This is a genomic window from Streptomyces lasalocidi (assembly GCF_005280215.1).
In the GTDB taxonomy this organism is placed as follows: domain Bacteria; phylum Actinomycetota; class Actinomycetes; order Streptomycetales; family Streptomycetaceae; genus Streptomyces; species Streptomyces longwoodensis.
The window spans coordinates 6774681-6798548 of record NZ_SZNQ01000001.1 but is presented as its reverse complement, the minus strand read 5'-3'; the positions used below and the strand labels follow the sequence as shown (position 1 = coordinate 6798548).

The 23868-nt window shown below is 73.7% G+C and carries 21 protein-coding genes; 9 read left to right on the top strand and 12 right to left on the bottom strand.

From position 1 onward, the window contains the following. Positions 1–9 precede the first annotated feature (9 nt). The 5 genes from E4U91_RS30670 to E4U91_RS30650 are packed head-to-tail and all read right to left on the bottom strand — an operon-like array spanning position 10 to position 5305. Positions 10–855: a glycosyltransferase family 2 protein gene (locus E4U91_RS30670; RefSeq protein WP_137311083.1), complete on the bottom strand. Its 846-nt coding sequence runs from the start codon at positions 853–855 to the stop codon at positions 10–12. 47 nt (positions 856–902) lie between these two features. Further along, entirely contained in the window at positions 903–1682 is a 780-nt protein-coding gene (locus E4U91_RS30665; RefSeq protein WP_137309816.1) for a CDP-alcohol phosphatidyltransferase family protein, read from the bottom strand. Then, positions 1660–2721, bottom strand: a complete 1062-nt coding sequence (locus E4U91_RS30660; protein WP_137309815.1) for an iron-containing alcohol dehydrogenase family protein — start codon at positions 2719–2721, stop codon at positions 1660–1662. The genes E4U91_RS30665 and E4U91_RS30660 overlap by 23 nt, the downstream gene beginning before the upstream one ends. Further along, the gene (locus tag E4U91_RS30655; RefSeq protein WP_067233480.1) at positions 2709–3461 is read right to left on the bottom strand and encodes a phosphocholine cytidylyltransferase family protein; all 753 of its coding nucleotides are present in this window, start codon (positions 3459–3461) and stop codon (positions 2709–2711) included. The genes E4U91_RS30660 and E4U91_RS30655 overlap by 13 nt, the downstream gene beginning before the upstream one ends. Next, a complete protein-coding gene (locus E4U91_RS30650; protein WP_137309814.1) occupies positions 3458–5305 on the bottom strand; it encodes a DUF5941 domain-containing protein in 1848 nt (615 codons plus the stop codon). The genes E4U91_RS30655 and E4U91_RS30650 overlap by 4 nt, the downstream gene beginning before the upstream one ends. Before the next feature lie 276 nt (positions 5306–5581). Here E4U91_RS30650 and galE point away from each other — a divergent pair, with 276 nt between their 5' ends. The 3 genes from galE to idi all read left to right on the top strand — a co-directional run bounded on the left by galE (position 5582) and on the right by idi (position 8497). Then, positions 5582–6580 (top strand): UDP-glucose 4-epimerase GalE, encoded by a 999-nt coding sequence (galE, locus tag E4U91_RS30645; RefSeq protein WP_137311082.1) that lies wholly within the window; start codon positions 5582–5584, stop codon positions 6578–6580. 165 nt (positions 6581–6745) lie between these two features. Continuing rightward, on the top strand, positions 6746–7681 hold the full coding sequence (locus tag E4U91_RS30640; RefSeq protein ID WP_137309813.1) for a cation diffusion facilitator family transporter: 936 nt from the start codon (positions 6746–6748) through the stop codon (positions 7679–7681). Positions 7682–7903: 222 nt separating this feature from the next. Continuing rightward, a complete protein-coding gene (gene idi, locus E4U91_RS30635) occupies positions 7904–8497 on the top strand; it encodes an isopentenyl-diphosphate Delta-isomerase (protein WP_137309812.1) in 594 nt (197 codons plus the stop codon). A gap of 6 nt (positions 8498–8503) precedes the next feature. Here the strand turns inward: idi and E4U91_RS30630 are convergent, their stop codons facing one another. Further along, a complete protein-coding gene (locus E4U91_RS30630) occupies positions 8504–9022 on the bottom strand; it encodes an ATP-binding protein (protein ID WP_137311081.1) in 519 nt (172 codons plus the stop codon). A gap of 174 nt (positions 9023–9196) precedes the next feature. After that, the gene (locus E4U91_RS30625; RefSeq protein ID WP_137309811.1) at positions 9197–9835 is read right to left on the bottom strand and encodes an HdeD family acid-resistance protein; all 639 of its coding nucleotides are present in this window, start codon (positions 9833–9835) and stop codon (positions 9197–9199) included. Between the two features lie 112 nt (positions 9836–9947). On the opposite strand from E4U91_RS30625, the gene E4U91_RS30620 reads away from it, so the two are divergent. Next, positions 9948–10709, top strand: coding sequence for an enoyl-CoA hydratase/isomerase family protein (locus tag E4U91_RS30620; protein ID WP_137309810.1), 762 nt, complete (start codon positions 9948–9950; stop codon positions 10707–10709). Here E4U91_RS30620 and E4U91_RS30615 read toward each other — a convergent pair. Further along, positions 10675–11331 carry a DJ-1/PfpI family protein gene (locus E4U91_RS30615; protein WP_137309809.1) on the bottom strand — a complete coding sequence of 219 codons (657 nt, stop codon included), beginning with the start codon at positions 11329–11331 and terminating at the stop codon, positions 10675–10677. The genes E4U91_RS30620 and E4U91_RS30615 overlap by 35 nt on opposite strands. Before the next feature lie 35 nt (positions 11332–11366). Next, positions 11367–12326, bottom strand: coding sequence for a GlxA family transcriptional regulator (locus E4U91_RS30610; RefSeq protein WP_137309808.1), 960 nt, complete (start codon positions 12324–12326; stop codon positions 11367–11369). A 163-nt stretch (positions 12327–12489) separates the two neighbouring features. On the opposite strand from E4U91_RS30610, the gene E4U91_RS39660 reads away from it, so the two are divergent. The 3 genes from E4U91_RS39660 to E4U91_RS30600 all read left to right on the top strand — a co-directional run bounded on the left by E4U91_RS39660 (position 12490) and on the right by E4U91_RS30600 (position 15781). After that, on the top strand, positions 12490–12621 hold the full coding sequence (locus E4U91_RS39660) for an LPFR motif small protein (protein ID WP_277755348.1): 132 nt from the start codon (positions 12490–12492) through the stop codon (positions 12619–12621). A 151-nt stretch (positions 12622–12772) separates the two neighbouring features. Next, entirely contained in the window at positions 12773–15154 is a 2382-nt protein-coding gene (locus E4U91_RS30605) for a Tex family protein (RefSeq protein WP_137309807.1), read from the top strand. A gap of 63 nt (positions 15155–15217) precedes the next feature. Next, entirely contained in the window at positions 15218–15781 is a 564-nt protein-coding gene (locus E4U91_RS30600) for a putative glycolipid-binding domain-containing protein (protein WP_137309806.1), read from the top strand. Between the two features lie 53 nt (positions 15782–15834). On the opposite strand, the gene E4U91_RS30595 is transcribed toward E4U91_RS30600, so the two are convergent. Next, on the bottom strand, positions 15835–17475 hold the full coding sequence (locus E4U91_RS30595) for an ABC-F family ATP-binding cassette domain-containing protein (protein ID WP_137309805.1): 1641 nt from the start codon (positions 17473–17475) through the stop codon (positions 15835–15837). 63 nt (positions 17476–17538) lie between these two features. On the opposite strand from E4U91_RS30595, the gene E4U91_RS30590 reads away from it, so the two are divergent. Next, on the top strand, positions 17539–18489 hold the full coding sequence (locus E4U91_RS30590) for an FAD-dependent oxidoreductase (RefSeq protein ID WP_137309804.1): 951 nt from the start codon (positions 17539–17541) through the stop codon (positions 18487–18489). A 61-nt stretch (positions 18490–18550) separates the two neighbouring features. Here the strand turns inward: E4U91_RS30590 and E4U91_RS30585 are convergent, their stop codons facing one another. Then, positions 18551–20500 carry a Xaa-Pro dipeptidyl-peptidase gene (locus E4U91_RS30585; protein ID WP_137309803.1) on the bottom strand — a complete coding sequence of 650 codons (1950 nt, stop codon included), beginning with the start codon at positions 20498–20500 and terminating at the stop codon, positions 18551–18553. A 211-nt stretch (positions 20501–20711) separates the two neighbouring features. Between E4U91_RS30585 and E4U91_RS30580 the strand changes: the two genes are divergently transcribed. After that, on the top strand, positions 20712–22217 hold the full coding sequence (locus E4U91_RS30580; protein WP_168218195.1) for a M1 family metallopeptidase: 1506 nt from the start codon (positions 20712–20714) through the stop codon (positions 22215–22217). 71 nt (positions 22218–22288) lie between these two features. Here the strand turns inward: E4U91_RS30580 and E4U91_RS30575 are convergent, their stop codons facing one another. Then, complete coding sequence (locus E4U91_RS30575) at positions 22289–23755, bottom strand: amino acid permease (RefSeq protein WP_137309802.1); 1467 nt, start codon at positions 23753–23755, stop codon at positions 22289–22291. Positions 23756–23868 lie beyond the last annotated feature (113 nt).

Here is a 23868-nt window from a genome sequence, read left to right as displayed (position 1 = left end):
CGCAGCCTGTCAGATGACCGGGGGCCGGCCCAGCCGGGTCAGCCGCCAGACGGTACGCCACTTCATGGGCCGGCGCGGGCCGCAGGACGTGGCCCAGCCCTCGCGGAACCCGCCGAACCAGGCCTTCAGCGCCGGCCGGGAGGGGCGGCGCAGCAGCGTGAGCAGCATCCATACCCCGAGGTAGACGGGGACCAGCACGGCGGGCAGGTTGCGGCGGGCGAGCCAGACGCGGTTGCGGGCGACCATGCGGTGGTAGACCGCGTGCCGCGAGGGCGCGGTCGTGGGGTGGTACAGCACCATGTCGGACCGGTAGTCGATCATCCAGCCCGCGTCGAGGGCCCGCCATGCCAGATCGGTTTCCTCGTGCGCGTAGAAGAACGCGTCCGGCAGGGCGCCCACTTCGGCGAACACCTGGGTGCGCACCGCGTTGGCACCGCCGAGGAAGGTGGTGACCCGGGAGGAGCGCATCGGGTCCGAGGCGCGCAGCCGCGGCACGTGCCGGCGCTGGGTGACCCCGGTGTCCGGGTCGGCGATGCGGAAGCTGATGATGCCGAGCCGGGGGTCCTCACCGAAGGCCCGCCGGCACAGCTCGGCGGTGTCGTGGTGCGCGAGCAGCCCGTCGTCGTCGAGGAACAGCAGGACGTCCACGTCCCGGCCGCTCGGCCCGAACGCCTCGATGCCGACGTTGCGGCCGCCGGGGATGCCGAGGTTCTCGGGCAGCTCGACGGTCCGCACGCCCTCGGGGACGTCGGGGACCGGTGAGCCGTTGCCGACCACGACCACCTGGACCGGGTCACCGTCCTGCTTGGCGACCGAGTCCAGCAGCGCGCGCAGCTCGTCGGGGCGGTTGCCCATGGTGATGACGACCGCGCCGACCTTCAGGGAGGAGGAAGCCAACGCACTCACCGCAGTCTGCTCGACGCCAGGATGGACACCAGGTGCAGCACGGTCTGCACCAGCGCGATCCCGGCGAGCACGGCGGTGCCGAGCCGGGTGAAGAACAGGTCGCCGCGGGCCGCGTCGGCGATCGCGAGGACCAGGATGAGCAGCGACGCCTCGATGCCGAGGACCAGCCGGTGGAACTTCAGCGCGGCGGCGGCCCGGCGGGCCAGCGCCATGCCGGAGGAGCGCATCTCGGCGGCGGCCTCCTGCACCGGCGGCTTGCCGGTCTGGTGCCGGGCGACGCCGACCAGGTCGGTCTCCGCCTTGATCAGGATGGCGCCGAGCGCGGCCAGGGTGCCGAGGAAGGCCCACAGCCAGTCGATGCGCCCGCCGCCCCACGGGTCGGCGGCGCGCAGCCCGAGGCCGACCAGCACGGCCGCGTCGGTCAGGTAGGCGCCGACCCGGTCGAGGTAGACCCCGCCGAGCGAGTACTGCTTCTTCCAGCGGGCGATCTCGCCGTCGACGCAGTCCAGCAGCAGGTACAGCTGGACCATCAGCACGCCGAGCACCGCGCCCGCGATCCCCGGCACCAGCAGGGCCGGGGCCGCGAGCACGCCGCACACGGTCATCAGGTACGTGAGCTGGTTGGGTGTGACCCTGGTGTTCACCAGGTAGCGGTCGACCCGCAGGGACACCTCACGCATGTAGAGGCGTCCCATCCAGTGCTCGCCGCTGCGCCGGTCCTTCACCCCGGCGGGGTGGACGACCGGACGGAGTTCAGCTACCGATGGCCTTGACATAGTCGGCGTAGACGTCCTTGATCTGTTCGGTTTTCAGGTCGAGGTGTTCGAGGATCGTGTAGCGGCCCGGTCGGGTCTCGGGGGCGTAGGCCACGACCCGGACGAACTCCTCGGTGGTGAAACCGATCTCGTCCGGCAGCACGGGCAGTCCGTGCCGGCGCAGCACCCCGGCCATGTGGGCCGACTCCTCGTGGGCTCCGCGCAGGTACATGGCGAACGCGGCGGCCAGGCCGCACTGTTCGCCGTGGGCCGCCGCCCGGCGCGGGTACAGCAGGTCGAACGCGTGGTTGATCTCGTGGCAGGCGCCGGAACAGGGGCGGGAGTCGCCCGACACCGACATCGCGATGCCGCTGAGCACCAGCGCCTCGGCCAGCACCTGGAGGAAGTCGGTGTTGCCGACCCCGCCCGGGTGGCGCAGCACCGCCTCGCCCGCCTGCCGGGCGATCGCGGCGGCCAGGCCGTCGATCTTCTCGCCCTTGACGCGGTGGGCGAGCTCCCAGTCGGCGACCGCCGAGACGTTGGAGACGGCGTCGCCGATGCCGGCCCGCACGAAGCGGACCGGGGCCTCCCGGATGACGTCGAGGTCGATGACGACCCCGATCGGGTTGGGCACGCCGTAGGAGCCGCGGCCCGCGTCGTTGTCCAGGGTGGCGACCGGCGAGCACAGGCCGTCGTGCGCGAGGTTCGTCGGCACGGCGACCAGGGGCAGGCCGAGGCGCGCGGCGGCGAACTTGGCGCAGTCGATGATCTTGCCGCCGCCGAGGCCCACCACCGCGTCGTAGTGGCCGGCCTTCATCTCGCCGGCCAGGCGCACCGCGTCGTCGAGGGTGCCGCCGCCGACCTCGTACCAGGTGGCGCCGGGCAGCGTGGGGGCGATCCGCTCGCGCAGCCGGGCGCCGGAGCCGCCGCTGACGGCGACGGCGAGGCGGCCGGAGTGCGAGATGCGCTCGTCGGCGAGCACGCAGCCCAGGTCGTCGAGGGCGCCGGGGCGGATGTCGACGACGAGCGGGGAGGGGATCAGCCGGGTCAGTACTGGCACGCGATCTCCCGTCCACGGGCGAGGTCGTCGTGGTTGTCGATCTCCACCCACGGCACGTCGCCGATCGGCGCGACGTCGATGCGGAAGCCGCGGTGGACGAGCTCCTGGTAGCCGTGTTCGTAGAACTGCTGGGGGTCGGTCTCCCAGACGGTCTTGAGCGCGTCGGCCAGCTCCGGGGCGGCGTCGCCCTCGATGAGGGTGACGCCGATGTACTCACCGGTGGCCTCGGCGGGGTCCATCAGCTTGGTGATCTTCGTCATGCCCCGGGCCGGGTCGACGACGACCTTCATCTCCTCGTCGGCGAGGGACTTCACGGTGTCCAGGGCGAGGATGATGCGCCGGCCCTCGCCACGGGCGGCGAGCAGGGTCTTCTCCACCGAGACCGGGTGCACGGTGTCGCCGTTGGCGAGGATCACGCCGTCCTTGAGGGCGTCACGGCCGCACCACAGGGAGTAGGCGTTGTTCCACTCCTCGGCCTTGTCGTTGTCGATCAGGGTCAGCCGCAGCCCGTACTTCTCCTCCAGCGCCGCCTTGCGCGCGTACACGGCCTCCTTGCGGTAGCCGACGATGATCGCGGCCTCCGTCAGGCCGACCTCGGCGAAGTTGGCGAGGGTCAGGTCGAGCACCGTGGGCTCGCCCTCTATGCCCGCGGGCCCCACCGGCACCAGCGCCTTGGGCAGGCTGTCGGTGTAGGGGCGCAGACGCCGTCCGGCGCCGGCCGCCAGCACGAGGCCGATCATGCGGGTTCTCCTTCATCGTGTACGGCCGGGGCGCCACCCTGGTGGGCGGCGACCCAGAAGCGGATGCTCTCGACGAGCACCACGAGGGCGACGGCCACGGCCAGGACCGTGAGCGCGACCTTGAACTGCGCCGCGGTGAGCAGTGCGGCGAGGACGGTGACGAGCAGCGTCCGCCCCTCCTGCCCCCCGACGGCGCGCACCAGCCAGGCCGGCGGCGCTCCGGCGTCACCGCGGATGCGGTACACCGTGTCGTAGTGATGGTAGGCGACGGCGGCCACCAGTCCGAAAGCCGCCGGTAGCGCTCCGTTAACGTCCGACTTCGCCGCGAGGATCAGCACGGTGCCGTACTCGGCGGCGCGGAACAGGGGCGGGACGAGCCAGTCGAGGGCGCCCTTGAGGGGCCTCTGGAGGGCCTCGGAGGAGAGCAGCACGTAGACGACGGCGCACAGGACGACCGACCAGCCCGGTCCGTCGATCCAGGCGGCGAGCGGCAGCAGGACGGCTCCGGCCACGGCCCACAGCACCGCCGGGAAGCGCCCAGCGGGCAGGACCCGCGCCAGCAACTCGGCGAGGGGACCGTTGTCCGCCAGGTCGCCCAGTGCGCGCGCCGCGCGATCGGTGCGCTGCGCCTTGCGGGTCAGCGACCGCAGCACCCGGCCGGCCGTCGTGTACGTGGCCGCGAGGGCGCAGCCGACCAGCAGGGCGTAGAAGGTGATCCGCGGGGTGGTGGCCGCGGTCAGGACGGCGATCATGGCCCATCGTTCACCGATGGGCAGCACTATCATCCGGCGCACCCAGACCGTCCAGCCGACGCTGTCGAGCTTGTCGGAGAGGGCGGCGGTCGGGCTGGTGTTCGCCGTGGCGTCGTGGTTGGCCTCGTTGAAGGAGAAGTCGACGACGTGCCGGCAGGTCTGCAGGACCATCGCGCCGAGCGCGAGGGCCCACACGTCGTCGCCGCCGCGGGCCGCGCCCAGCGCGAGCCCCGCGTAGTAGGCGTACTCCTTGGCCCGGTCGAAGGTGGCGTCGAGCCAGGCGCCGAGCGTGGAGTACTGCAGCGAGTAGCGGGCCAGCTGGCCGTCGGTGCAGTCCAGCACGAAGGACACGATCAGCAGCACGCCCGCCGCGACGTAGCCCGCCCGGGTGCCGGTGGCCGCGCAGCTCGCCGCGATCAGCGCGGTGAGCAGGGAGGCGGTGGTGACCTGGTTGGGGGTCAGGCCGCGCCGGGCGCACCAGCGGGCGAGGTAGCGGGAGTAGGGGCTGATGAAGAAGGTGGTGAAGAAGCCGTCGCGGGCCTTCACGGCCGACTTCAGGCGTACGGCCTCGTCGTCGACGGCGGCGACGGCCTGCCGTGCCTCGTTGCGGGCCTGGGGGTCGGCGGGGACCGCGGCGACCAGGCTGCCGAGCTCGGGGCGGTGCACCGGGGCGCCGTCGGCGTCCAGCGCGGTCACGATCCGGTCGGCGAGGCTGTCCACCCCGGCGGCCGGCTCCCCCACGCTCAGCGTCGTCCGCGCGGAGGCACCCCCGTGCGCCGTGCCGCCGCCGGCGGAGGTCTCGCGGGCCAGCGCGCGGGTCAGCGCCTGGCGGCCCTCGGCCCGGGCGGTGACGGCGCCGGGGACCGCGGCGAGCGGGAAGCGCGGGTCGGTGAGCCCGAGGCGCAGGGCGTGTGGGTGGCCGACGAAGCGGGCGTCGACGAGGGCGACCCGCTCCCCGCCCGGCACCGCGGCGAGCAGTGCCTCGGCGTCGGCGGGGTCGGAGGCGGTGCGGACGTCGAAGCCGAGGTCCCGCAGGTCCGACTCGATCGACGATCCGGGCACCGGCTGACCGGTGAGGATGGCGGTCGGCAACCGAACTCACTCCCTGTGCGGCGCGTGGCACGCCGGTCGTCTGCGTGGTGGGGGCGCCCCTGGGCGACTCCCGGCGGGCGGCATGTCGGCAGAGGCTATCGGATGCCGGGAAACCGTCGTTCACCGGCCGTTCAGTCCCGATCAAGGCCGTCTGCACCGGCCTCCGCCGCGATCATCATCGGTGATCGGTGGTCCCCGCCACAAACCGTGCGGCCCCGGACCCGACATCGGGGACATTGCGCACCGGCCGGGTGCGCGCGCTTAGGGTGGACGACCATGACGTGGCTGATCACCGGCGGGGCCGGATACATAGGGGCGCACGTGGCGCGGGCGATGGCCGGCGCGGGGGAACGGGTCGTCGTCCTGGACGACCTGTCGACCGGGGTGCCCGGGCGGCTCCCGGCGGACGTCCCGCTGGTCCCGGGCACGCTGTCGGACGGGGCGCTGCTGGAGCGGACCTTCGCCGAGCACGCGGTGACCGGCGTGGTGCACCTGGCCGCGCGCAAGCAGGTCGCCGAGTCGGTGGCGCAGCCGACCCGCTACTACCGGGAGAACGTCGGCGGGCTCGCGACGCTGCTCGACGCGGTCGCCGCTGCGGGGATCGGACGGTTCCTGTTCTCCTCGTCCGCCGCGGTGTACGGCAACCCGGACGTGGACCTGATCACCGAGGACACCCCCTGCGCCCCGGTGAACCCGTACGGCGAGACCAAGCTGGCCGGGGAGTGGCTGGTGCGGGCGGCGGGGCAGGCGCACGGCATCGCGACGACCTGCCTGCGCTACTTCAACGTGGCGGGCGCGGCCGCGCCCGAGCTGGCCGACACGGGCGTGTTCAACATCGTCCCGATGGTCTTCGACCGGCTCACCCGCGACGAGGCCCCGCGGATCTTCGGCGACGACTACCCGACGCCGGACGGGACGTGCGTGCGCGACTACATCCACGTGGCCGACCTGGCCGAGGCGCACCTGGCGGCGGCGCGCCGGCTGTCCGCGCCGGACGCCTCCGGGGACCTGACGGTGAACATCGGACGGGGCGAGGGCGTCTCGGTCCGGGAGCTGGTCACGCTGATCGGCGAGGTCACCGGGGACCGGCGGCCCGCGGTGGTCGAGGGGCGCCGGCCGGGTGACGCCCCGCGGGCCGTGGCGTCGGCCGCGCTGGCCGCCCGGGAACTGGGCTGGACGGCCCGGCGCGGGGTGCGCGAGATGGTCGAGTCGGCCTGGCGGGGGTGGCGGCTGCACCACGGCGGCGAGCCCGCCGCACCGACGCAGACGCGCTGACCTGCGGCGCGGCCCGCCCGCGGGCGCGCCGTTCGTTTCCGCAGGTCACAGCAATGACAACGGTGTTCAGTACCGCGTTGCCCGATACCCCCCACCCGTAGTTCACTGTGATCCCGGACGGCACGCACCCGCCGCCGTCCGGCGACCTTTGGAGGCGGCTTTCCCATGGGGGCTGGGCACGACCACGGACACACGCACGCGCCGGCCGGCGGGACGGCGGCCGCCGCCCACCGCGGCAGACTGCGGGCCGCGCTCGGCATCACGCTGACCGTGATGGTCGTCGAGATCGTCGGCGGGGTGCTCGCGGACTCCCTGGCGCTGATCGCGGACGCCGCCCACATGGCGACCGACGCGCTGGGCCTCGGCATGGCGCTGCTCGCCATCCACTTCGCGGGCCTGCCGCCCACCACGCACCGCACCTTCGGCTACGCCCGCGCGGAGATCCTGGCCGCGCTCGCCAACTGCCTGCTGCTGCTCGGGGTCGGCGGGTACGTGCTGTACGAGGCCGTCCAGCGCTTCCTCACGCCGGCCGGGACCGAGGGCGGGCTGATGATCGTGTTCGGTGCGATCGGCCTGGTCGCGAACTCGGTCTCGCTGACGCTGCTGATGCGCGGCCAGGCGGAGAGCCTGAACGTGCGCGGCGCGTTCCTGGAGGTGGCCGCGGACGCGCTGGGCTCGGTGGCGGTGATCCTGTCCGCGGTGGTGATCCTCACCACGGGCTGGGCCGCGGCCGACCCTATCGCCTCGCTGGTGATCGGTCTGATGATCGTGCCGCGCACGGTGAAGCTGCTGCGGGAGACCCTGGACGTCCTGCTGGAGGCGGCGCCCCGCGGGGTCGACATGGCGGAGGTGCGCTCGCACATCCTGGCCCTGGACGGCGTGCAGGACGTGCACGACCTGCACGCCTGGACCATCACCTCCGGGATGCCGGTGCTGTCGGCGCACGTGGTGGTGCGCTCGGACGTGCTGAGCGCGATCGGCCACGAGAAGCTGCTGCACGAGCTGCAGGGCTGTCTGGGCGACCACTTCGACGTGGAGCACTGCACCTTCCAGCTGGAGCCGGTGGGACACGCCGAGCACGAGGCGCGGCTCTGCCACTGAGGCGGCGACCGGCCTCACGTGCGCGGGCCGACCCCGGCATGGCGGCCGTGGGCCCCGCACCCTCGCACGCGTGCCCCCCGCACCACCTTCCCGGGGCGGTTCCCCGCCGGTCCGGCCGGGCAAGATCACCCATCGGGCCCCGCTTCCGGCGCCGTGACACGCCGGGACTGGCGCAGGCGTGCGGCAGACTGGGGTGCGCGAGGACCGAAGCTAAGGATGGGTATGCCGATCACACCTGCCACCGCGACGCACAGCTCGTCGAACGGCACCGCTGACGCGATTCTGCTGGAACTGGTCGACGAGGACGGCGTGACGATCGGCACCGCGGAGAAACTCACCGCCCACCAGCCGCCGGGACAGTTGCACCGCGCCTTCTCGGTGTTCCTCTTCGACGAGCGCGGCCGGTTGCTGCTCCAGCAGCGGGCGCTCGGCAAGTACCACTCCCCCGGTGTGTGGTCCAACACCTGCTGCGGCCACCCCTACCCCGGTGAGGCGCCGTTCGCGGCGGCCGCCCGGCGCACCTTCGAGGAGCTGGGCGTCTCCCCGACGCTGCTGGCCGAGGCGGGCACGGTGCGCTACAACCACCCGGACCCGGCCTCGGGCCTGGTGGAGCAGGAGTACAACCACCTGTACGTCGGCCTGGTGCAGTCCCCGCTGCGGCCCGACCCGGAGGAGGTCGGCGACACGGCGTACGTGACCTCGGCCGAGCTCGAGGCGCGGCACGCCGAGGACCCCTTCTCCGCCTGGTTCATGACCGTGCTGGACGCGGCCCGGCCCGCGATCCGGGAGCTGACGGGGCACTCCGCGGGCTGGTGAGCCCGGTCAGGGCGCCCCGGTGGGCTTGAGCGGCAGGGCCGCCCAGATGACCTTGCCGCCGCTCGCGGTGTGCTCGACGTCGCACACCCCGCCGGCCTCCCGGGTGGTCTCGCGGACCAGCAGCAGGCCCCGGCCGCCGGTGGCGCTGTGCGGGTTCTCCAGCGCGGTCGGGCGGTAGGGGTGGTTGTCCTCCACCGACACCCGCACCCACTCCGCCCCGACGGCCACCTCCACGGCCAGCGTGGGCGAGAGCAGGGCCGCGTGGCGCACGGCGTTGGTCACCAGTTCGGAGACGATCAGCAGCAGCGCCTGCACCAGGTCGTCCGGGGCGGGCACCCCCTGACGGTGCAGCAGGTCCCGTACGGCGTGCCGCGCCTGGGGCACCGAGGCGTCCACGGCGGGGGCGGTGAACCGCCAGACGCCCTCGTACGGCAGCGGCCGGGGCACCGGGTCGCCCGCCGGACCGAGGGGTCCGCCCGTGCCGTCCTCCGGGCGTGGGCCGGGCCCTCGCCCCTGGTTGTCCATCGTCAGGTCGCCGCCCTCGCGCTCGGTTGTCACCACGTCTGAAGTGTTGGGAACGAGCCCCCGGCCCCCACCCGACTGAACACAAGTCAGCGGGTATCGAGCGTTTCCGATCTGCCCTGTCCGACCCGGTCGTTCCGGTGACTGCTTCTGTTCCCGGCGGGCGGTGTTCGCGATCTATTGCGGTGGTACGGGTTTGACGTGGGCGTCGCCCGGCCCGTCCGTGGGGTGGGTGTCCCCGGCGAGCCGCTCGGAGACCATGCCGACGATGCGCCGCCCGCCGTAGCCGGTGGCGACCAGGCCCAGGCCGTCGAACAGCAGGGCGAGGGAGAAGAAGGTGCCGATGACGTACTGGCTGCTGCTCGGCCAGTTCGCCAGCACCAGCACGCCGAGCAGCAGGTCGAAGGCGCCCAGCACCAGCGTCCAGCCGAAGTGGGTGCCGCGCACGACCAGGCTGCCCACCAGCCGGAACACCCCGGCGGACAGGAACAGTAGGGCGGCGAACATGCTGAGCGCGGCGGCCGTCGCGTCCGGGCGGCGCACGACGACCACGCCCGCGGCGATGTTCAGCGCGGCCACGATGACGCCGAGCCAGAAGAAGTTGGTGCCGCGCGCCTGGATCGCGTGCAGCAGGCCGACGAGGCCGCCGATGAGCAGCAGCCAGCCGAACAGCAGCATCGACGTGAGCGTGGCCACACCGGCGTAGACGAGCCCGACGAGGCCCGCGATCACCAGGACTGCGCCGAGCACGGCGAGCCAGCCGAAGCCCCGCTTGAGCTGGTTCGTCGTTTCCCCGTGCGGGGTTGCCGCGGTCATGGCGCACCTCCTGGCGTCGTCCTGCCCCTGCGGGTCCCCTGCCCCGCGGTGTCGTAACGCTCACATCGCCCGCCGTGATCGTCACCGCCCCTCGGCGGCTAGCATCCGGCCCATGGAGCCCCAGTTGCTGCACGGTGTCGCCGACTCGGTCGCCACCGTCGTCATCCACCACCCCGCCAAGCGCAATGCCATGACCGCCGGGATGTGGCGTGCGCTGCCGCCGCTGCTGGACGTCCTCGCCGCCGATCCCGGCGTACGGGCGCTGGTGCTGACCGGGGAGGGCGGCACGTTCTGCGCGGGGGCGGACATCTCCTCGCTCCAGGGATCGCCGGACGAGGCGCAGCGCCTGGCGCAGCGGGCCGAGGAGGCGCTGGCCGCGTTCCCCAAGCCGACCCTCGCGGCGGTCCGGGGCCACTGCGTGGGCGGTGGGGCGCAGTTGGCGGCGGCCTGCGACCTGCGGTTCGCCGAGGAGGGCGCGCTGTTCGGGGTGACGCCCGCGAAGCTCGGGCTGGTGTACCCGGCCGCGGCCACCCGGCGCCTGGTGACGCTGGTGGGTCCGGCGACCGCGAAGTACCTGCTGTTCTCGGGCGAGTTGATCGACACGCCGCGCGCGTTGCGCACCGGCCTGGTCGACGAGGTGCTGCCCGAGGGTGAACTCGGCAAGCGGGTCGCCGAGTTCACCCGTGTCCTGGTCTCGCGCTCGCAGTTGACGCAGGCCGCGGCGAAGGAGTTCGCCGACGGCCGCACCGACCGCGACGCCCACTGGGCCGACCAGGCCCGCGGCAGCGGTGACCCCGCGGAGGGCGTCACCGCGTTCCTCCAGCGGCGCGGGCCGCGCTTCACCTGGACGGTGCCGGGTCCCGGGTCAGCGTGAAGCGGCTGCGCGCGCGCATCCGTTCCACCAGGTGGGCGGGCGCCTTGTGCGGGGAGCCCGCGTCGTAGGGCGGCTGCGGGTCGTACTCGGTGAGCAGTTGGACCGCCCGGGCGTGCTCGTCGCCGGCGATCCGGCCGAGCAGGGTCAGGCCCATGTCGATGCCGGCGGAGACGCCGGCCGCGGTGACGTACTTGCCGTCGGTGACGACCCGTTCGCCGGTGGGTTCGGCGCCGTGGGCGCGCAGCGCGTCCAGGGCGAGCCAGTGGGAGGTGGCCCGGCGGCCCTGAAGCAGTCCGGCGGCGGCCAGCAGCAGCGAACCGGTGCACACCGAGGTCGTCCAGGTGCTGGTGGCGTCGGCGGTGCGCAGCCAGTCCAGCAGCGGGGCGTGCGTCATCAGCTCGGACTGCCCGGGGCCGCCCGGCACGACCACGATGCCGGGACGCGGCACCTCGGCGAGCGTCCGGTCGGCGGTCAGCGCCAGCGCCCCGGTGTCGGTGCGGACGGGGCCGGTCTCCTCGGCGACGAAGACGGTCTCGGCGTCCGGGAGGCGGCCCAGGGTCTCGTAGGGGCCGACGGCGTCGAGGGCGGTGAAGCCGTCGTAGAGCACGATCGCGATCTGCATGGGTGTCCCTTCCAAGGGGTGGCGTACGGGTCGGGTCAGTGGACGGAGGCGGGGCGGAAGCGGCGGCGGTACTCCGCCGGGGGCGTGCCGAGCGCCTTGACGAAGGCGCGGCGCATGGCCTCGGGGGTGCCGTAGCCGCTGGCGCGGGAGATCTCCTCGACGCCGTCGGCGGTGTCCTCCAGGAGCCGGCGCGCGTGCTCCAGGCGGACCCGGTCGACGTAGCGGCCGGGGGTCGTGCCGGTCTCGTCGCGGAAGGCGCGGGCGAAGTGGCGCGGGGAGAGGCGGGCGCGGGCGGCGAGCGCCTCCACGGACAGGTCGTCGGCGGGGTGCTCGGTGATCCAGCGCTGCACCTCCCTCAGGGGGTCGCGGCGGGCGGTCTGCGCGGCGAGCTGGGCGCTGAACTGGGCCTGGTTGCCCGGCCTGCGCAGGAACACCACCAGGTGGCGGGCGACGGTCAGGGCGGTGTCCCGGTCCAGGTCCTCCTCGACCAGGGCCAGCGCGAGGTCGATGCCCGCGGTGACGCCGGCCGAGGTGGAGACGTGGCCGTCACGGACGTAGACGGGGTCCGGCTCGACCGTGACGGACGGGTGGTCGCGGGCCAGCTTGGCGCAGTAGCTCCAGTGGGTGGTGACCCGGCGGCCGTCCAGCAGCCCCGCCCCGGCCAGCAGGATCGCCCCCGTGCAGACCGAGACCAGGCGCCGGGCCCGGGGGCCGTGCGCCCGCAGCCACGCGGTCAGCTGCGGGTCGGGGGCGCGGGTGCCCTCCCCGCCGGGCACCAGCAGGGTGTGCGGGTCGCGGGCCCCGGTCAGCGAGCCGTCGGGCACCAGGGTCAGCCCGCTGGAGGTGCGCACCGGAGCGCCGTCCAGGGAGGCGGTGCGGATGCGGTACGTCCCCGGGGTCTGCCGCTCGGCGCCCGCGAAGACCTCCAGGGGGCCGGTGACGTCGAGGCTCTGCACGCCGTCGAAGAGGACGAGGAGCACGGTTCGCTGGGGCATGCCCCGATTCTTCGGGCGGGGCGGTCATGGCCGCAATGACGGGTTCCCCACCTTTCCTGCCGTCGCCGCCGGGGCGTGGCGGCACCGGGGGCATGTCCGGCCCGGCGCGCGGTATGCGTAAAGGAGTACCGACCCACGGGAAGCCACGCAGAGAGGAAGTCCCATGTTCCGTGCGATCGCCGACGTCCTGCGCCAGATCGGCGGCGCGGTGGCCACCGTCGTCACGCTGCCCTTCCGGGCCCTGGGCCGCCTGTTCGGCGGCGCCTCGGACTCGACCCGCGGCCGCCGCGCCTAGGCCGGGCACGGCCTGGCGCCCGGCCCCTCGGACCGCCCGGCGCAAGGACCCGGCGCGGTCCGCCGCGCCGGGTCCGTGGCCTGGTCACGGGCTGTCGGTGGCGCCTGCCACAATTGCCGCGCAACCCCAGTGGAGAAGGCGGTACGGGATCGTGACGACACCCGGGTCCAGCGCAGGGTCCATCGAAGGCAGGATCGCCGAGGAGCTCGGCGTCAGGGAGCGGCAGGTCAAGGCCGCCGTCGAGCTGCTCGACAGCGGTTCGACGGTGCCCTTCATCGCCCGCTACCGCAAGGAAGCGACCGAGATGCTCGACGACGCGCAGCTGCGCACGCTCGAGGAGCGGCTGCGCTACCTGCGGGAGCTGGAGGACCGGCGGTCCGCGATCCTGGAGTCGGTGCGCGAGCAGGGCAAGCTCACCGACGAGCTCGAGGCGCGGATCCGTGGCGCGGAGACCAAGGCGCGCCTGGAGGACATCTACCTGCCGTACAAGCCGAAGCGGCGGACCAAGGCGCAGATCGCGCGCGAGGCGGGCCTGGAGCCGCTCGCCGAGGGGCTGCTCGGCGACCCGGGCGTGGACCCGGCGGCGGCCGCCACCGCGTTCGTCGACGCGGACAAGGGCGTCGCCGACGCGCAGGCGGCCCTGGACGGCGCGCGGGCGATCCTCACCGAGCGGTTCTCCGAGGACGCGGATCTCATCGGCGAGCTGCGCGAGCGCATGTGGGGGCGTGGCCGGCTCGCCGCGAAGGTCCGCGAGGGCAAGGAGGAGGCGGGCGCCAAGTTCGCCGACTACTTCGACTTCTCCGAGCCGTTCACCGCGCTGCCCTCGCACCGCGTCCTGGCGATGCTGCGGGGCGAGAAGGAAGAGGTCCTCGACCTCGTCCTGGAGCCAGAGGAGCCCACGGACGGGCCGTCGTCGTACGAGGGGATCGTCGCGCACCGCTTCGGGATCGCCGACCGGGGCCGGCCGGGCGACAAGTGGCTGCGGGACACGGTCCGCTGGGCCTGGCGCACCCGCATCCTGGTGCACCTCGGCATCGACCTGCGGCTGCGGCTGCGCACCGCCGCCGAGGACGAGGCCGTGAACGTCTTCGCGGCGAACCTGCGCGACCTGCTGCTGGCCGCCCCGGCGGGCACGCGCGCGACGCTCGGCCTGGACCCGGGCTTCCGCACCGGCGTGAAGGTCGCCGTGGTCGACGCGACCGGCAAGGTCGTCGCGACCGACGTCATCCACCCCCACGTCCCGGCCAACCGGTGGGACGAGGCGATCGCCAAGCTGGCCCGGCTGGCCGCGGAGCACGCGGTCGAGCTGGTCGCCATCGGCAACGGCACCGCGTCCCGCGAGACCGACAAGCTCGCCGGTGACCTCATCGCCAGGCACCCGGAGCTGAACCTCACCAAGGTGATGGTCTCCGAGGCCGGCGCGTCGGTGTACTCGGCGTCCGCGTTCGCCTCCCAGGAGCTGCCCGGCCTCGACGTGTCGCTGCGCGGCGCGGTGTCCATCGCGCGGCGCCTGCAGGACCCGCTGGCCGAGCTGGTGAAGATCGACCCCAAGTCGATCGGTGTCGGCCAGTACCAGCACGACCTGTCCGAGGTGAAGCTGTCGCGCTCGCTGGACGCGGTGGTGGAGGACTGCGTGAACGGCGTGGGCGTGGACGTCAACACCGCCTCGGCGCCGCTGCTCGCCCGGGTCTCCGGCATCACCTCGGGCCTCGCCGAGAACATCGTGGCGCACCGCGACGCCAACGGCCCGTTCCGCTCGCGCGCACAGCTGAAGAAGGTGCCCCGGCTCGGCCCCAAGGCGTACGAGCAGTGCGCGGGCTTCCTGCGCATCCGCGGCGGCGACGACCCGCTGGACGCCTCCAGCGTGCACCCCGAGGCGTACCCGGTGGTGCGCCGCATGGTGAAGACCACCGGCCAGGAGGTGGCCTCCCTCGTCGGCAACACCGGGGTGCTGCGCTCCCTGCGGGCCACGGACTTCGTGGACGAGACGTTCGGCCTGCCGACCGTGACGGACATCCTCAAGGAGCTGGAGAAGCCGGGGCGCGACCCGCGGCCGGCGTTCAAGACGGCCACCTTCAAGGAGGGCGTCGAGAAGATCTCCGACCTGTCGTCCGGGATGGTCCTGGAGGGCGTGGTGACGAACGTCGCCGCGTTCGGGGCGTTCGTCGACGTCGGCGTGCACCAGGACGGCCTGGTCCACGTCTCCGCGATGTCGAAGACGTTCGTGAAGGACCCGCGGGACGTGGTCAAGCCGGGCGACATCGTGAAGGTGAAGGTCCTCGACGTCGACATCCCGCGCAAGCGGATCTCGCTGACGCTGCGGCTGGACGACGAGGCCGCGCCACAGGGTCCGGCCGCGGGCGGCGAGCGTCCGCGGCGCGGTGGCGGCCGGCCCCCGCAGCAGCGGCAAGGCGGCGGCCGGGGCGGTTCGGGCTCCGGCTCCCGTCAGGCGCCCGCGGCCCCGGCCGGCGGCGCGATGGCCGACGCCCTGCGCCGGGCGGGCCTGCTCGACCCGAAGAAGGGCCGGGGCTGACACCCGCCGATGGGTCCGGGTCACGGCCCGGACCCGTCGGCGTCGCGCCCGTACAGTGGCCGTATGACCATCTCGCGCGTACTGACCTGGGACGTCACGGCGAGCAACGGGTACGAGACGGCCTGGGCGGAGGTCGGCGACGGTGAACTGCGGGCCCGGGGCCGGGCGGTGGGGACCGTGCCGGAGCCGTACTGGGTCACCTACGAGCTGGAGACGGGCCCCGGCTTCGTCACCCGCCGGCTGCGGGTCACGGTGGACACCGCGGCCCGCACCCGCTCCCTGGACCTGCGGCGCGGCGACGGGGGCGGCTGGACGGCCGACGGGGAACGGCTCCCCGGCTTCGACGCCGCCCTCGACTGCGACCTGGGGCGGTGCCCCCTCACCAACACCATGCCGGTCCTGCGGCACGGGCTGCACCGGCGCCCCGGCGAACGGCGGCTGCTGATGGCCTGGGTGTCCGTGCCGGCCCTGACGGTACGGCCGTCGTGGCAGACGTACACCCACCTCGGCGGCGCGGACCGCGGCACCCGGGTGCGGTTCGCCTCGGGCGACTTCCGTAGCGACGTGGTGTTCGACGCGGACGGGTTCGTGCGCGACTACCCGGACCTGGCGGCACGGCTCGACTGAGCGCGCGGCCGGGCTGAGTTGCGTGACCCGGCCGGGAAGCCGGGACGGGCTCCTCAGCGCTCGGTCACCTTGCCGTCGGCCACCTCCAGGCGGCGGGTCACGTGGACCGCGTCCAGCATGCGGCGGTCGTGGGTGACCAGCAGCAGGGTGCCGTCGTAGGCGTCGAGGGCGGACTCCAGCTGCTCGATGGCCGGCAGGTCGAGGTGGTTGGTGGGCTCGTCGAGGACGAGCAGGTTGACGCCCCGGCCCTGGAGCAACGCCAGCGCGGCCCGCGTGCGTTCACCGGGTGACAGACTGGCCGCGGGGCGCAGCACGTGGTCCGACTTCAGACCGAACTTGGCCAGCAGGGTGCGCACCTCGGCCGGTTCGGTGTCGGGGACGGCCTCCTGGAACGCGTCCAGCAGCGCGTCGGGGCCGTGGAACAGGGCGCGGGCCTGGTCCACCTCGCCCACCAGGACGCCCGAGCCGAGCGCGGCGTGACCGGCGTCCAGCGGGAGGCGGCCGAGCAGGGCGGCCAGCAGGGTGGACTTGCCGGCGCCGTTGGCCCCGGTCACCGCGATCCGGTCGGCCCAGTCGACCTGGAGGGACACCGGGCCGAACGTGAAGGCGCCGCGCCGCACTTCGGCGTCCCGCAGGGTCGCCACGACCGCGCCCGAGCGGGGGGCGGCGGCGATCTCCATGCGCAGTTCCCACTCCTTGCGCGGCTCCTCGACGACCTCCAGGCGCTCGATCATGCGCTGGGTCTGCCGGGCCTTGGCGGCCTGCTTCTCGCTGGCCTCGCTGCGGAACTTGCGGCCGATCTTGTCGTTGTCGTTGCCGGCCTTGCGGCGGGCGTTCTTCACGCCCTTGTCCATCCAGGACCGCTGCGTCTGGGCCCGGTCCTGGAGCGCGGAGCGCTTGTCGGCGTACTCCTCGTAGTCGTCGCGGGCGTGCCGGCGGGCGACCTCCCGCTCCTCCAGGTAGGCGGCGTAGCCGCCGCCGTAGAGGTTGACCGCCTGCTGGGCCAGGTCGAGTTCGAGGACCTTGGTGACCGTGCGGGTGAGGAACTCGCGGTCGTGGCTGACGACGACGGTGCCGGCGCGCAGCCCGGTCACGAACCGCTCCAGGCGCTCCAGGCCGTCCAGGTCGAGGTCGTTGGTGGGCTCGTCGAGCAGGAAGACGTCGTAGCGGGACAGCAGCAGTGAGGCGAGGCCCGCGCGGGCCGCCTGGCCGCCGGACAGGGCGGTCATCGGCTGGTCCAGGTCCACCCGCAGGCCGAGCGCGTCGGCGGTCTCCTCGGCCCGTTCGTCGAGGTCGGCGCCGCCGAGGCCGAGCCAGCGCTCCAGGCTCGTCGCGTAGGCGTCGTCGGCGCCCGGGGTGCCGTCCACCAGGCCCTGGGTGGCCTCGTCCATGGCGCGCTGGGCGGCGGCCACGCCGGTGCGCCGGGCGAGGAACTCGCGCACGGTCTCCCCCGGCCGCCGCTCCGGCTCCTGCGGCAGGTGCCCGACGGCCGCCGTGGGCGGGGAGAGCCGCAGCTCGCCCTCCTCGGGCGCGGACAGCCCGGCGAGCAGCCGCAGCAGGGTGGACTTCCCGGCGCCGTTGGCGCCGACCAGCCCGATCACGTCGCCGGGGGCGACGACCAGGTCGAGCCCGGAGAAGAGCGAGCGGTCGCCGTGGCCGGCGGCGAGGTTCTTGGCGACGAGGGTGGCGGTCACAGACGGTAGATCCTAGTGGGAGTCCCGACGGGCGGGGCACGTGGCCGGCAGGAGGCAGCGGCGATGAGCGGCGGAGTGATCGTGGTGGGCGGCGGGGTCATCGGGCTGACGACGGCCGTCGTGCTCGCCGAGCGCGGCCACCGGGTGCGGGTGTGGACCCGGGAGCCGGCCGAGCGGACCACGTCCGCGGTGGCCGGCGGCCTGTGGTGGCCGTACCACATCGAGCCGGTGGAGTCCGCGCGGGCGTGGGCGCTGCGCTCGCTGGAGGTGTACGAGGAGCTGGCCGCGCGGCCGTCACGGACGGGCGTTCGGCTGGTCGAGGGGGTGCTCGGCGAGACGGACCCGGCCGAGGTGGAGGCGTGGGCGGCCGGCCGGCTGCCCGGGCTGCGGGCGGCCACCGCCGCGGAGTACCCGCGCGACGGTGGCCTGTGGGCGCGGCTGCCCCTCGTCGACATGCCGGCGCACCTGCCGTGGCTGCGGGAGCGGCTGGTGGCGGCGGGCGGCACGGTGGAGGTGCGCGCGGTGGGCGACCTCGCCGAGGCGGACGCCCCGGTGGTGGTGAACTGCTCCGGCCTGGGCGCCCGAGAGCTGGCCGCCGACCCGGCGGTGCGGCCCGTGCGCGGGCAGCTGGTCGTCGTGGAGAACCCGGGGATCGGCACCTGGCTGGTCTCCACCGACGCGGACGGCGAGCCGACGTACCTGCTGCCGCAGCCGGGCCGGCTGCTGCTGGGCGGGACCGCCGAGGAGGACGCGTGGTCGACGGACCCGGACCCGGCGGTGGCCGAGGCGATCGTCCGGCGGTGCGCGGCCCTGCGCCCTGAGGTGGCGGGCGCGCGGGTGCTGGGGCACCGGGTGGGCCTGCGGCCCGCGCGGCCCGCGGTACGGCTGGAGCGCGGGACCCTGCCGGACGGGCGTCCGGTGGTGCACCACTACGGCCACGGCGGGGCCGGGGTGACGGTGGCGTGGGGCTGCGCCGAGGAGGCGGCCGGGCTGGTGGGCCCGGCCGCCTCCTAGGGAGTGTGGACCCGGCGGCTTTTCCCGGCCGGTGACCGGGCCGCCTCCTGGGACGCGCGTCCTACGGCACGCGGGGAGCGGTGCGCGGGTCCGCCACGCCGCTCGGCGCGACGGGTGCGGCCTGCTGCTTGCCCGACGTGGCGCGGGCGAAGGCGGCCGGGCCGCCGACCAGCGGGACGCGGGCCGAGGTGCGGGCCAGGTCCAGGGTGAGGGTGGGCCGGTCGGCGGGCGGGTCGATGAGGTCGCGGTCGGTGCCCGCGACGACCAGGGCGAGCCGGTGGCCCTTCGGCACCACGTGGTCGGTGGCCGCGAGGTCGACGGTCAGGGTGTACGCCCGGCCCGGCGTGAGCGGGACGCCGTGTCCGGGGTTGCCGGAGGTGCCGAGGTCGGCCCAGCCCCGGCTGACCACGGTGGCGCCGACGTCGACGGTCTTCGCCGCGGCCTCCTTGAAGCAGGCGCTGTCGCCCGGGGTGCTCGCGCCCCAGCAGGTGCGGTCGGTGAGGGTGGTGATGCCCTCGCCGCTCGCCGCGTAGTCGCGGATCGTGTCGGGGCCGACGTCGACCAGGACGGCCGAGAGGTGGGCGGTCGCCGTGGTGGGCGTGGCGGTGACGGTGACGCTCGGGGAACCGGCGAGGCGCAGGTCCCGGGTGAGCGGCGCGGTCAGGAAGCCGGCCTTCTCCGGGGTGGACCGGTCGAGGTGGGCGGCCCAGTCGGTCTCGTCGAGCGCCGGGTCGTCCGTGAAGGTCTCGGTGCCCGGTGCGCGGTGCAGGCCGAGGGTGCCGACGCCGGCCTCGCCGCCCGGGGCGGGGCGCAGGGTGGTGGCGGTGGTGCCGCGCGGCGGCCAGGTGGCGGAGGTGACCCACTGGTCGGGGTGGCGCTCGACGTCCGCCATCGGCTCGCGGTCGACGCCGTTGTCGTAGCCGAGCAGTTCGTGGTCGAACCAGCGGTGCAGGGTGTCGACCCAGGCGGCGCGGCGGAAGTCGAACGGGTCGACGTGGCCGGTCTGGGAGAGCCAGATCTTGCGCCGCACGCCGTGGTCGGCGAGGGCGTCCCACCACTGGCCGAGGTGCTTGGTGCGCACGTTGAGGTCCTGCATGCCGTGCACCAGGAAGACGCTGGCCCGGACCTTCGCGGCGTCCTTGACGTAGTCGCGCTCGGCCCACAGGGCGGTGAGGTCGCCGGTGCGCGGGGCGCCGTCGACGAGGCGCTGCTGCACGGCGGCGCAGCGGGCGCGGGCCTCGGGGCTGTCGACGTAGTCGGAGAGCCACTCGGGGCCGGAGTCGTACAGCGGGGCGCCCTGCTGGAAGTAGTAGTCGTACCAGGAGGAGATGGCGCTGATCGGCACGACGGTGCGCAGTCCGCGGACGCCGGTGGCGGCGACGCCGTTGGCGATGGTGCCGTCCCAGCTCTTGCCGATCATGCCGGTGCGGCCGTCGGTCCAGGTGGCGCGGGCCCGTTCGGTGCCGGTGCGCGTCGTGTACGCGCGGGCGCGGCCGTTCAGCCAGTCGACGACGGCCTTCGCGGACAGCACGTCGGAGCGGCCGCCGACGTCGACGCAGCCGTCGGAGCGGTTGGTGCCGGCGAGGTCGACGCCGACGACGGCGTAGCCGCGCGGTACGAAGTAGTTGTCGTAGAACAGCGGCATCTGCACGACGTGGCCGTCGGCGTCGTAGGTCTTCTTCTGGCTCTCGTTGCCGCGTCCGCAGCAGGAGTAGTAGGGGCTGGCGTCCATGATGACGGGCACCTTGCGGCCCTGTGCGGCGGGTTCGCGGGGGCGCACGATGTCGACGGCGACGCGGTCGGTGCGCCCGTCGCCGTCGCCGTCGAGGCCGGTGTCCACCCAGACGGCCTCGCGGACCGCGTCGGCGTAGGAGTAGCGGGGCAGGCTCTCGCGGGTGCGGGCGGTTCCCGCCGCGCTCGCGGTCGCCGGGGTGAGGAAGGCCGCCAGGAGGAGGGTGACGGCGGCGGTCGCGAGCGGTCTCCAGATCGTGAAGCGCGTGCGTGTCGGCATGCGCGGGACGCTACCGCCGTCAACTCCCGCGCAGAAGAGGGCATCCGGTGGGGCGCCGTGGGTCCGCCGTGGCCGGATCGCACCCCTGTGGGGGGTGGGCTCGTGACGGCCGAATGGCGATCGTGTGACAGGGGCGGCCGTGGACAGCCGGCGCGCACGGGGAGTCAATAGGCTTCGAACGGATCTGCTGTTCCGACGACTTGGAGCATTCGTGCACCGCAGACTCATCGCACCGGGCGCGCTGGCCGCGGCTTCCGTACTGCTGGCGATCCCGGCGTCGGCCGCGAGCTTCACCCCCGGCGCGCCGGGCATCGGCGACCCCTACTACCCGGCCTACGGCAACGGCGGCTACGACGTCCAGCACTACGACCTGCGGCTGAAGTACCAGCCCGCGACGGACGAGTTGGAGGGCACCGCGACCCTCCTGGCGAAGACCACGCAGGACCTGTCCCGCTTCGACCTGGACTTCCTGCTCGACGTGAGCGAGGTGCGGGTCAACGGCGTGGCGGCCGCCTTCTCCACCTCGGGCGAGCACGAGCTGGTGGTCACGCCGAAGTCGCCGCTGCCCAAGGGCACGGCCCTGACGGTCGTGGTGCGCTACCACGGGGTGCCCTCGTCCAAGCAGGCGTACGGCTTCACCAGTTGGCACCGCACCCCGGACGGCGGGATCGGCGCCAACGAGCCCGAGTCGGCCTGGTGGTGGTTCCCGAGCAACGACCACCCGCTCGACAAGGCGACCTACGACGTCTCCGTGCTCGTCCCGGACGGCACCCAGGCGATCTCCAACGGCACGCTGCAGTCGACGAGTTCGAAGCTGGGCTGGACGCGGTACAACTGGCGCGAGAACAAGCCGCAGACCACCTACCTCACCACGCTCGCCGTGGGCCGGTTCGACGTGACGACCGGCACCTCCGAGGGCGGCGTCCCGGTCATCAACGCGTACAGCAAGGACCTGGGCGACAACGACGGCGCGGCGCGCGCCAGCGTGGAGCGCACCGGGGAGATCGTCGACTGGCTCAGCGGCTACTTCGGGCCGTACCCGTTCAGCAGTGCCGGCGGCTACGTCCCGAACACCACGACCGGCTACGCGCTGGAGACGCAGACCCGCGTCTACTACAGCCCGCGGCAGTTCGCGAACGGCGCCAACACCTCGGTGGTCGTGCACGAGCTGGCCCACCAGTGGTACGGCGACAGCGTGTCGGTCAAGGGCTGGAAGGACATCTGGATCAACGAGGGCTTCGCGCGGTACGCGCAGTGGCTGTGGTCCGAGCACGAGGGCGAGGGCACGGCGCAGGAGCTCGCCGACTACGTGTACGCCTCGCACCCGGCCGACGACGCGTTCTGGACCGTGAAGCCCGGTGACCCGGGTCCGGAGAACCAGTTCGACGGCGCGGTCTACGACCGGGGCGCGCTGGCCATCCAGGCGCTGCGCAACGCGATCGGCGACGACGCGTTCTTCGCGGTCCTCAAGGGCTGGCCGCAGAAGTACGCCTACGGCAACGCGTCCGTGGCCGACTTCCAGCGGTACGCCGAGCAGGTGTCCGGCAAGCCGCTGGCCGCACTGTTCGACACCTGGCTGTTCCAGCCGTCGAAGCCGGCCGCGCCCGCGGCGCGCGCGGCGTCCGTCGCGCCGTCGGCCCGGGGGGCGGCGCCGGTGCAGCCGAAGTCCTACAAGCGGATCGCGGCGACGAACGACGTGCACGGCGCCGTCCGGTAGCGGCGCACGGAACGACCGGAGGGGTGGTCCGGGGAGCACGTCCCCGGACCACCCCTCCGGCATGGGTCCTGCTACCGGGTGAGGTCGGTCAGCTCCTCGTTCTCGGTGCGGGTGACCCGGCGGCGCACCCCGAACCAGCCCACGACCAGCGCGAGGGCGATCACGGGGATCAGCAGCAGGGTCTTGCGGCCCACCTCCGGGTCGTTGCCCATCATGCCGAGGCAGGCCAGGAGGAAGGCGATCGTGGCGATCTCCGTGACGGGGCTGCCGAACAGGCGGAAGTGCGGCCGGGTGACCTGGCCGGCCCGGGCGCGGCGGACGAACACCAGGTGGCAGACCATGATGATCACCCAGGTGCTGATGATGCCGAGCGAGGCGACGTTCAGCACGATCTCGAAGGCCTGACCGGGCACGAGGTAGTTCAGGCCGACGCCGAGCACACAGACCGCGCAGGTCAGCAGGATGCCGCCGTAGGGCACCTGGCTGCGGTTCATCCGGGCGGTGAACCGGGGCGCGGAGCCCGCCGTGGCCATGGAGCGCAGGATGCGGCCCGTGGAGTACAGGCCCGAGTTGAGGGACGACATCGCGGCGGTCAGGACCACCAGGTTCATCACGTCGCCGGCGCCGTCGACGCCGATCTTCGACAGCACGGTGACGAAGGGGCTCTCGTCGGCCGAGTACACCGAGCCGGGCAGGAGCAGCGCGAGCAGGACGACCGAGCCGACGTAGAACAGGCCGACGCGCCACATGATCGAGTTCACCGCGCGCGGGACGATCTTCTCCGGCTCGGCGGTCTCGCCCGCGGCGACGCCGACCAGCTCCAGCGCGGCGTAGGCGAAGATCACGCCCTGCATGACCAGGACGACCGGCATCACGCCGTGCGGCAGGACGCCGCCGTGGTCGGTGATCACGCTCATGCCGGGCGTGGTGCCGCCGACGTCGTGCTGCGTGGCCAGCAGGAAGATGCCGACCAGCATGAAGGCGACGAGCGTGGCCACCTTGACGATCGCGAACCAGAACTCCATCTCGCCGAAGATCTTCACCGAGATCAGGTTCACCGCGAGGACCACGGCGAGCGCGATCAGCGCCAGCAGCCACTGCGGCACGGGCGTGAACAGGCTCCAGTAGTGCGTGTAGAGCGCGATCGCGGTGATGTCGGCGATACCGGTGGTCGACCAGTTCAGGAAGTACATCCAGCCCGCGACGTAGGCGCCCTTCTCGCCGAGGAACTCGCGCGCGTACGACACGAAGGACCCGGACGAGGGCCGGTACAGCACGAGCTCGCCGAGCGCCCGGACGACGAAGAAGGCGAACACGCCGCAGACCAGGTAGGCCAGCGCGAGCGCCGGTCCCGCGGTGTGCAGGCGTCCTCCGGCGCCCAGGAAGAGTCCGGTGCCGATCGCGCCGCCGATGGCGATCATGTTGACGTGGCGGTGCTTGAGGTCCTTGCTGTAGCCGGCGTCGCCCGCGTCCGCGGGCGACGTGGCCGTCTGCGCGGGGGCAGCGGCCGGGGCCGTGTGCACGGCGTCCTTGCTCACGGGTCGTTCCACTCTCTGGTGTGCCCGGGCGGGTCACGCCCGGGTCCGTACAGTCGCGGCCCGCGGCACCCTGTGGGGGCACAGACCAAGGCAGCATTTTCCCAGACCTCGTG